The organism is Castellaniella defragrans, from assembly GCF_014203015.1.
In the GTDB taxonomy this organism is placed as follows: Bacteria; Pseudomonadota; Gammaproteobacteria; order Burkholderiales; family Burkholderiaceae_B; genus Castellaniella; species Castellaniella defragrans.
The window spans coordinates 1-9,000 of sequence record NZ_JACHIB010000031.1; the positions used below are offsets into that span (position 1 = coordinate 1).

Here is a 9,000-nt window from a genome sequence, read left to right on the forward strand (position 1 = left end):
CCACACACCGCTGATCCCTACTGCTTCATCGCCGGGGCAGCCTGCGCACCCAAAAATCGCTTCAGCAGGTTTGCTGAAGAAATCTTCGGGCTAGCCTGAACCCCTGTTACACGGTCGAATACCAGATCGCCGAGGCCCTGCGCGCCCACGGCGGCGGTTCGCGGCGCGCGCTGCGGTCGCGGGTGATCGAGCTGCTGGAGCAGGTCGGCATCCCCGATCCCGCATCGCGCCTGCGGGCCTATCCGCACCAGCTCTCGGGCGGCATGAGCCAGCGCGTCATGATCGCCATGGCGATCGCCTGCAAGCCGCGCCTGCTGATCGCCGACGAGCCGACCACGGCCCTGGACGTGACCATCCAGGCCCAGATCATGGACCTGCTGCTGTCGCTGCAGCGCAGCGAGGGCCTGGGGCTGGTGCTGATCACCCACGACCTGGCCCTGGTGGCCGAGGCCGCCGACCGCATCCTGGTCATGTACGCCGGCCAGCTGGTGGAAGCCGGCCCGGCCTCGGACATCTTCCGCCATCCGCGCCATCCCTACACCCAGGCGCTGCTGCGAGCGCTGCCGGAATTCTCCCGCGGCGCCGAGCGCCTGGTGTCGCTGCCGGGCGTGGTCCCGGGGCGCTACGACCGGCCCCAGGGCTGCCTGCTCAGCCCGCGCTGCCCCTATGCCACCGACCTGTGCCGCACGCGCGAGCCGGAACTGTCCGGGCCGGAGGGCCGGCAGGTCAAATGCCACACCCCGCTGGACGACGCCGGCCTGCCAACACCTAATGGAGATCCCAGTGCTGCCTACTGACACCAGCGGAGCTTCCGTCCTCCAGGCCATCGACCTCAAGCGCCACTACGCCGTGGACGGCGGCTTCCTCAAACCGGGAAAATCCGTCAAGGCCCTGGACGGCGTGTCCTTCTCGCTGCAGGCCGGCCGCACCCTGGCGGTGGTCGGCGAGTCGGGCTGCGGCAAGTCCACGCTCGCCCGGGTGCTGACCATGATCGAGCCGCCCACCGCCGGGCAGCTGCTGTACCGCGGCCAGGACGTGTCGCGCGCCGACCCGGCCCTGGCGAAACTGCGCCGCCGCAAGATCCAGATCATCTTCCAGAATCCCTACGCCTCGCTCAATCCGCGCAAGCGCATCGGCGACATCCTGGAAGAGCCCCTGATCATCAACACCGACCTGGACGCGCGCGCGCGCCGGGCGCGCGGGCAGGCCATGATGGAGCGGGTCGGCCTGCGGCCCGAGCACTACAGCCGCTATCCGCACATGTTCTCCGGCGGCCAGCGCCAGCGCATCGCCATCGCCCGCGGCCTGATGCTGGACCCCGAGATCCTCGTCGCCGACGAGGCCGTCTCCGCGCTGGACGTGTCGGTGCGCGCCCAGGTGCTGAACCTGATGCAGGACCTGCAGCGCGACCTGGGCCTGTCCTACGTGTTCATCTCCCACGACCTGTCGGTGATCGAGCACCTGGCCGACGAAGTCATGGTCATGTACCTGGGCCGGGTGGTGGAGCAGGGCAGCAAGGAAGCGATCTTCGGCCAGCCGCTGCATCCCTACACCCAGGCGCTGCTGTCGGCCACGCCGCGCCTGAACGACGCGGCCCGGCGCGAACGCATCAAGCTGTCGGGCGAACTGCCCAGTCCGCTCGATCCGCCGCCGGGCTGTCCGTTCAGTTCGCGCTGCCACCGGGTCATGCCGGTGTGCCGCGAGCGCCTGCCGGTCCTGCGGCAGCAGGGCGGGCGGCAGGTGGCCTGCTTCGCCGTCGAACAGGACCTCGGCACCCCGCCCGCATAGGCCGGGGCGGGGCCGGATGTGCTACCGTGGCCGGACCCGACACCCGGCCCGGACACGGGCCTTTCCGGAGCGCGCATCCCCATGGAAACCGTCTTCACCCGCATCCTGGCCGGCGAGATCCCGGCCGCCATCGTCCATCGCGGCGCCCGCGTCTTCGCCTTCATGGACGCCGGTCAGCTGAACCCGGGCCACGTGCTGGTGGCTCCCTGCGAGCCCTACGCCACCCTGCTCGACATGGACGAGGACCTGGCGGCCGAGCTGATGCGCCTGGCCCATCGCGTGGCGCGCGCCGTGCAGGACGCCTTCCGGCCGGAAGGCCTGACGCTGCTGCAGGCCAACCGCCCGGCCGGCTGGCAGACCGTGCCGCACGCCCACATCCACGTGCTGCCGCGCTACGAGAACGACGGCGTGGGCCTGGTCTGGCCGCGCAAGGACCCGGGCATCGAGGTGCTGCGGGAATATGCCGCGCGCATCCGGCTGCCTTGAATCCGGCACGCTCGACGGCATGCCCGATCCGATATTTTCGGCTTGAATGAACGGGGCCTCCGGGCCCCGTTTTTCATTGTGCGCTGCAATATTAAGGGTAAGCCATAACTGCGGTTTTCCCTTAAGCAATAACCCTTATTTTATTGCATCGCATCATTCAACGTTAAAGCATATTTTCCCGTCGAATCAACGGGATGCGCATCCCTGCCCGCAAGGCCGGGCGGGGCCGGATTTTGCCCGCGTGAGGCCCGGGGTGCGCATCTCCCGCCTGCGTAAGTTCTGCGTAAGTTTCAAATTTTACTAATAGCATCACGCAGAAATCCGGCCCTCGGAAAATCCAGTCCGCGATTTCCTGCAAGGATAAAAACAAAGCTGTTCCGCCTAAAAAGAAATCGCGGGGTTTTGCTGGAATGACTGTGTTTCAGCCGGGCGCATCCGGTGCCCGGGGCCACTCGACAGGAGACAAACCAATGAAGGACAAAAAGACTTTGGGCCAAGCCATGCAGACGCAAGTCAAGCGCCGTTCCGTGCTGAAGGCCGGCGCGGCGGGCGTGGCCGGCGGCATGCTGCTGCCCGGCACCGCCCGGGTTGCGCTGGCCGACGACAAGAAGCCTCTGGGCGCATGGCCCGCCGGCGCCGAAGGCGACTCCGTGTTCGTCGGCCTGACCGTCGACCTGACCGGCCCCTATTCGGCCCAGGGCGCGGAGCAGAAGAACGGCTACGAGCTGGCCGCCGAGCAGATCAACGCCGGGGCGCCCCAGGTCCAGAAGATCTCTCCGCTCATCAAGAAGGGCGTGCTGGGCAAGAAGCTGGTGCTGGGATCGGCCGACGCCGAAACCAAGCCCAACACCGGCGTGCAGGCGGCCACCCGCTTCATCCACGACAACAAGGCCATGATGATCGCCGGCAGCACCAGCAGCGCGGTGGCCATCGCCCTGCAGAAGGTCTGCAACCGCGAGCACACGCCGTACTTCACGGCCATCTCCGGCTCCAACGAAACGACCGGCGTGGACTGCCAGCGCTACGGCTTCCGCCTGTGCTATTTCGCCTACATGGCCTGCAAGGCCATCGCGCCCGTGGTCGCCAAGGAACTCGGCAAGGACCGCAAGGCCGCCTACCTGACGCCGGACTACACCTACGGCCACACCACCACCCAGTCGATGAAGGAATTCACCGAGAAGGAGGGCTGGAAGACGGTCACCAACCAGGTCCACCCGCTGGGCGCCAAGGACTACAGCTCCTACCTCATCAACATCGCCAACACGGACGCCAACGTCCTGGTGGTGGTGGCCTACGGCGCGGACGCCGCCAACGCCATCAAGCAGGCCAAGCAGTTCGGCCTGCTCGACAAGATGAAGATCGTCATCCCCTACATGTCCGCCTACCTGGAAAAGGAAGTCGGCGCCGACGTCATGCAGGGCGTCTACGCCGCCCAGGGCTTCTGGTGGACCCTGGAGGACCACAACCCGGTCGCCAAGGACTTCGTCGAGGCCTACGAGAAGAAGTTCGGCAGCAAGCCGCGGGATTCGGCCATGTACGCCTATCTGGCCCTGGTCCTGTGGGCGGACGCCGTGGAACGCGCCAAGAGCCTCTATCCGATCGACGTGGTCAAGGCCCTGGAGGCCGGCGAACTGCGCGACAGTCCGGTGGGCAAGGTCACGTTCCGCCCCGAGGACCACCAGGGCATCGTCGACTTCCCGATCCTGCGCGGCAAGAAGCCTGCCGACATGAAGAATCCGGAGGACTTCTTCGAGGTCGTCCAGGTCGTCAGCGGCAAGGACGTCCTGCCTCCGCTGGGTCTGCTGGGCTGCAAGATGGGCGATTACGCCTAAGCGGGGGTTTCCGGCCGTTTCCCCGCTTCCGGGGAATGGCCGGAAACGCGTTCCGGGACTCTCACAGGAGGCAACTCGATGCCGAGCATGTCTTTGTTTCTCTCGCAGCTGTTCAACGGGCTGGCCACCGGCCTGTTGCTGGCGCTCATCAGTACCGGCCTGACCATCATCTACGGCACGCTCGGTGTCATCAATTTCGCCCACGGCGCCCTGTTCGTCGTGGGGGGCTACGCGGGGTACACGGTCTATGGCCTGACGGACTCCTTCGTGCTGGCGGTCGCCGGGGGCGCGGCCGTCGCGCTGGCCTGCGGGCTGATCATGGAACGCGGCCTGATGCGCAAGTACTACAGCCGGCCGCCCGAGGACCAGATCCTGGTCACCTTCGGCATCAGCATCATCCTGGTGGAAATCGTGCGCGGCCTCTACGGCGGCGTCAGCCTGTCGGTCACGCCGCCCGAATGGGGCCAGGGGATCGCCCACCTGGGCTCCCTGATCTATCCGCTGTACCGCCTGGAAACCCTGGGCATCGCGGCGGCCACGCTGCTGCTGCTGTATTTCGTGCTGTACCGCACCAGCCTGGGGCTGATCGTGCGCGCCGGCATCGAGGACGCGCAGATGGTCAACGCGCTGGGCATCAACGTCAAGCGCACCTTCCTGCTGGTGTTCGGCATCGGCGCCATGGCCGCCGGCTTCGCCGGGGTGATCAATTCGCCCATCGTCGCCCTGACGCCGGACATGGGATTCCGCTATCTGGTCGAATCCTTCGTGGTGGTGGTGATCGGCGGGGTGGGCTCGTTCCCCGGGGCGATCATCGGCGGCATCATCGCGGGTGAAATCCTCAGCCTGACCGCCATGATCAATCCGCAGTATTCCGACGTGATGCTGTTCATCGCCATGGCGCTGGTGCTGATCTTCCGCCCGCAGGGCCTCATGGGACAGGAGGGACGTGAATGAACTCGGCTCAATCGACAACGGCGACCGCCGACAACGCCGGGACCGCGACGCGGCGGCCGGTCGCGCACAACACGGGAGGCGCCATGCGCAGACAACTTCCGGAAATGCTGGTGGGGGCGGGCCTGCTGGTGGCTCCTTTCGTCCTGCCGGCCCTGGGCATGAGCCCGGACCTGCTCACCCGCATCCTGATCTGGGGCCTGTTCGGGCTGGGCTTCGACCTGCTGTTCGGCTACACCGGCCTGCTGTCCTTCGGCCAGGCGGCCTTCTACGGCACGGGCGGCTTCGTCACGGCGTATCTGCTGACCGACGGGGTGGTGCCCAACATGCTGCTGGCGCTGGTCATCGGCACGGTGGCGGCCGCCGTCATGGGCCTGATCATCGGCTATCTCACCCTGCGGCGCACCGGCATCTACTTCGCCATGAGCACGCTGGCCTTCGGCGAGATGTTCTACTTCATGGAGAACTCGGTCTTCAAGGACTACACCGGGGGCGAGAACGGCATCGCCGGCGTGCCGCCGCCGGAACTGTCCCTGGGCTTCATCAACATCCACATCTCCAGCGGCTGGTCCATGTACTGGTTCGTGGCGGTGATCTTCTTCCTGGGATACCTGATCGCCCGCCGCATCGTGCGCTCGCCGTTCGGCGCCGTGCTCAAGGCCATCCAGGGCAATCCCAAGCGCGCCACGGCGCTGGGGCACTCGATCCAGACCTACAAGCTGATCGTCTTCGTGGTCGCCGCCGCGTACGGCGGGCTGGCCGGCGGCCTGCTGGGCCTGTTCCAGTCCTACATGCCGCCCGACGCCTTCGCGCTGGACACCTCGGCCCAGCTGGTCATCCAGACCGTGATGGGCGGGGCCGGTACGCTGCTGGGTCCGCTGCTGGGCGCCACCATCTGGCTCTACCTGTATGAAGGCCTGCAGCAGGTCGGCAGCCTGGGGCCCTACTGGAAACTGATCCTGGGCATCGTCTTCGTCGTGCTGGTGACGGTGTTCCGCCACGGGGTGGCGGGCGCGCTGATCAGCCTGTTCCGCCGCCGCAGCAGCCTGCCGTCGGACATCGACGACGCGGCCGGCACGCGGGTGGCCGGCGCCCTGGACATCGTGCCGCCCCTGGCCACCACCCGCCCCGGCGCGCCGGTGCTGGAGGCGCGCGGCGTCAGCAAGCACTACGGCGGCCTGAAGGCCAACTCCGACATCGACTTCACCCTGCGCGAGGGCGAGCTGCACGGCGTGATCGGCCCCAACGGCGCCGGCAAGTCCACCTTCTTCGCCATGCTGGCGGGCGAGCTGCCGACGACCACGGGCAAGGTCTTCTTCCGCGGCCAGGAAATCACCGGCATCGGCGTGACCTCGGTCTGCCAGCTGGGCATGAGCAAGAGCTACCAGATCAACCAGCTCTTCGAGCACCTGACCGTGCGCCAGAACGTCATGATCCCGGTCCTGGCGCGGCTGCGCGGGCGCTTCCGCGGCGACCTGCTGAGCGGCCTGCATTCCGACCAGCTGGATTCCCAGGTCAATGCGGCCATCGCCCTGGTGGACCTCACCCACCATGCCGACACGCAGGTCTCCGAAATGTCCTACGGCGAGAAGCGCCGCCTGGAAATCGGCCTGGCGCTGGCCACGGGCGCCAACGTGCTGCTGTTCGACGAACCCCTGGCCGGCCTCGGACCCGAGGAGCGGGTGCTGGTGGTGTCGCTGCTCAAGTCGATCCGCCAGGGCCGCAGCATGGTGATCGTCGAGCACGACATGGACGCGATGTTCGAGCTGGCCGAACGCATCACGGTACTGTACGAAGGCCGCAAACTGACCGAGGGCACGCCGGACGAGATCCGCAGGGATCCTTCGGTCCAGGCGGCCTACCTTGGAGGGATGGACGATGAGTCTGCTTGAAGTCGACAAGATCAACAGCTATTACGGTGATTCGCACATCCTCTTCGACGTCTCGATGCGGATCGAGGAGCACGAGGTCGTGGCCCTGCTGGGGCGCAACGGGGCCGGCAAGAGCACCACGATGAAATCCCTGATGGGCATGGTGGACGTGAAGTCCGGGGCGATCCGCCACCGCGGCGTGGAGATCCAGCACCTGCCGCCCTACAGCCGCGCGGCGCTGGGCATTCAGCTGGTGCCCGAGGAACGCCGCGTGTTCGGCTCGATCTCGGTGCAGGAAAACCTGCAGCTCGCGGCCATGACGGCGCCCAAGCCGCGCACCCTGGACGAGATCTACGCGACCTTCCCGCGCCTGGCCGAACGCAAGCGCAACCGCGGCAAGCAGCTCTCCGGAGGCGAGCAGCAGATGCTGGCGATCGCGCGGGCCATGATCCGCAACGCCGACATCATCCTGCTGGACGAGCCCTTCGAGGGCCTCGCCCCGCTGATCGTGCGCGATCTGATCTCCGTGTGCCGCCAACTGGCGGACGCCGGCCAGACCATCGTGATCGTGGAACAGAACGTACGTGCCGCGCTGTCGCTCGCCGACCGCGCCTACATCGTCAACAACGGCCATGTGGTGTACGAGGGTACGCCCAAGGACCTGCACGAAAACGGTGAGATCATCGAACGCTATCTCGGCGTCAAGGCCTGACCGTATCATCCGTGCCCGGTCCAGCGGGCGATTGCCGGGTTCCGCGCTTTGCGCGGACCCGGATTTTTTTCTTTTTGGGGTGTGCCGGCCGGGCGGCTGGCCACCAGCGGGCCCGACCGCATCAGGACGGCAGGCGGATGGGGCGGATCCGGAACGCCCTGGGGGTCATCGCGGTGGCGTCCTTGAAGACCCGCGCGAAATGGCTCTGGTCGCTGAAACCGAGCGCGCCCGCGATGTCCGCGAGGCCGAGGTCGGTTTCGCGCAGCAGGAGCTTGGCGGAATCGACCTTGGCCCGCAGCGCGAAGGCATGGGGCGTGCAGCCGAACCGGTCGAGGAACGCTCGGCGCAGGCCCTGTTCCGCGAACGCATCGTCGTAGACGAACCTGCCGTTGACGTAGAGGTTGGGCAGATTGCGGGTGATGTCCCGCGCGATCTGTTCGGCCCGCCGGATGCAGTCCGATTCCTTGGCCTTCCGGCTTTCGACTTCGCGCAGCACCCGGTGCAGCAGGTAGCCGAGCGCGCTTTGCATGCCTGACCCCGGGTCGTGCGCGATGTCCGTCGCGACGGCGCAGGCGACGGGGTCGAAGAAAAGGGTGGATCGGGGGATCGAGTCCAGTGAAAACCGCCGGCCGCAGAATTCGAGGGTTTCGGTGTCAAAGGTCACGGTCATTGCATCGATCGTGTCGTTCCAGTGGGAAGCGGCCCGGGTGCCTTTGCGGATGAAGTGCACCAGCCCGAACTGGCCGGTGAGTTCAGTGGGTTGAGCGCCATCGAGGTGAATATGGGTGCTGGCCCGTGTTTTTCCGAGGATGAAAGACAAGGTTGGCGCGGTCACTTGCCGTTGCGCCATCCGGGATGCGGGGTATCTCCCTTTGGCAACGCGCAGCGGTCCGAGCCGCATGACCGATGTTTCAAAAACATAGGGGTCAAACATGTCGAGAGACTGCCTTGTTTCGATTTTCTCCATCGAGAAGGTCCCCGCTGAGTGTGTGATGGCCCTTGACTTGTTTCTCAATGTCAGATTGCCGGAAGAAAGTGAATCATGCCATTTTCATCATGATATTTCTTCACGAGCCTGATTCTGATCCAGGCCGCCGCCCGAAGGCGAATCGCGCCACGATCCAGGTTTGCGGCCTGGATCGTGGCGCGGGGTGAAGCGCGGAGCCCTAGAAGGCCGCAGTCAGCATCAAGGACGCCACGGTCGCGGCCTCCTGCTTGGGGGCGAGCGTCGGATGGTCGGTATGCGAAAGGCCCACGTTCAGGTAATCGGCCCTGAATTATAAATAACTCATTGATTTTATTGTAAAATAAAGCCACTCCAGACTATCAAATCCCCCAAAAACAGCCCGCTGGGGCTCAT

At 66.1% G+C, this 9,000-nt stretch carries 8 protein-coding genes; 7 read left to right on the plus strand and 1 reads right to left on the minus strand.

Annotation, left to right across the window (positions count from 1 at the left end):
• Positions 1 to 95 precede the first annotated feature (95 nt).
• The 7 genes from HNR28_RS18155 to HNR28_RS17895 all read left to right on the plus strand — a co-directional run bounded on the left by HNR28_RS18155 (position 96) and on the right by HNR28_RS17895 (position 7,640).
• Complete coding sequence (locus HNR28_RS18155) at positions 96 to 797, plus strand: oligopeptide/dipeptide ABC transporter ATP-binding protein (protein ID WP_221291718.1); 702 nt, start codon at positions 96 to 98, stop codon at positions 795 to 797.
• Complete coding sequence (locus tag HNR28_RS17870; RefSeq protein WP_151024772.1) at positions 772 to 1,788, plus strand: peptide ABC transporter ATP-binding protein; 1,017 nt, start codon at positions 772 to 774, stop codon at positions 1,786 to 1,788. Before HNR28_RS18155 ends, HNR28_RS17870 begins: the two co-directional genes overlap by 26 nt.
• 81 nt (positions 1,789 to 1,869) lie before the next feature.
• Positions 1,870 to 2,274 (plus strand): HIT family protein, encoded by a 405-nt coding sequence (locus HNR28_RS17875; RefSeq protein ID WP_043681057.1) that lies wholly within the window; start codon positions 1,870 to 1,872, stop codon positions 2,272 to 2,274.
• Between the two features lie 470 nt (positions 2,275 to 2,744).
• A complete protein-coding gene (locus tag HNR28_RS17880; RefSeq protein WP_242404277.1) occupies positions 2,745 to 4,106 on the plus strand; it encodes a substrate-binding protein in 1,362 nt (453 codons plus the stop codon).
• A gap of 87 nt (positions 4,107 to 4,193) precedes the next feature.
• Complete coding sequence (locus tag HNR28_RS17885) at positions 4,194 to 5,060, plus strand: branched-chain amino acid ABC transporter permease (RefSeq protein WP_242404278.1); 867 nt, start codon at positions 4,194 to 4,196, stop codon at positions 5,058 to 5,060.
• A gap of 83 nt (positions 5,061 to 5,143) precedes the next feature.
• Positions 5,144 to 6,949 carry a branched-chain amino acid ABC transporter ATP-binding protein/permease gene (locus tag HNR28_RS17890; RefSeq protein ID WP_043686015.1) on the plus strand — a complete coding sequence of 602 codons (1,806 nt, stop codon included), beginning with the start codon at positions 5,144 to 5,146 and terminating at the stop codon, positions 6,947 to 6,949.
• The gene (locus HNR28_RS17895) at positions 6,936 to 7,640 is read left to right on the plus strand and encodes an ABC transporter ATP-binding protein (RefSeq protein WP_043681063.1); all 705 of its coding nucleotides are present in this window, start codon (positions 6,936 to 6,938) and stop codon (positions 7,638 to 7,640) included. The genes HNR28_RS17890 and HNR28_RS17895 overlap by 14 nt, the downstream gene beginning before the upstream one ends.
• Before the next feature lie 121 nt (positions 7,641 to 7,761).
• Here the strand turns inward: HNR28_RS17895 and HNR28_RS17900 are convergent, their stop codons facing one another.
• Positions 7,762 to 8,607: a helix-turn-helix transcriptional regulator gene (locus HNR28_RS17900; protein WP_084330533.1), complete on the minus strand. Its 846-nt coding sequence runs from the start codon at positions 8,605 to 8,607 to the stop codon at positions 7,762 to 7,764.
• Between the last annotated feature and the right edge of the window lie 393 nt (positions 8,608 to 9,000).

What these genes read in the sequence shown, in the direction of transcription:
- HNR28_RS17870 (WP_151024772.1), top strand. Translation starts at nt 772, where the DNA reads ATGGAGATCCCAGTGCTGCCTACTGACACCAGCGGAGCTTCCGTCCTC.
- HNR28_RS17875 (WP_043681057.1), top strand. Translation starts at nt 1,870, where the DNA reads ATGGAAACCGTCTTCACCCGCATCCTGGCCGGCGAGATCCCGGCCGCC.
- HNR28_RS17880 (WP_242404277.1), top strand. Translation starts at nt 2,745, where the DNA reads ATGAAGGACAAAAAGACTTTGGGCCAAGCCATGCAGACGCAAGTCAAG.
- HNR28_RS17885 (WP_242404278.1), top strand. Translation starts at nt 4,194, where the DNA reads ATGTCTTTGTTTCTCTCGCAGCTGTTCAACGGGCTGGCCACCGGCCTG.
- HNR28_RS17890 (WP_043686015.1), top strand. Translation starts at nt 5,144, where the DNA reads ATGCGCAGACAACTTCCGGAAATGCTGGTGGGGGCGGGCCTGCTGGTG.
- HNR28_RS17895 (WP_043681063.1), top strand. Translation starts at nt 6,936, where the DNA reads ATGAGTCTGCTTGAAGTCGACAAGATCAACAGCTATTACGGTGATTCG.
- HNR28_RS17900 (WP_084330533.1), bottom strand. Translation starts at nt 8,607, where the DNA reads ATGGAGAAAATCGAAACAAGGCAGTCTCTCGACATGTTTGACCCCTAT.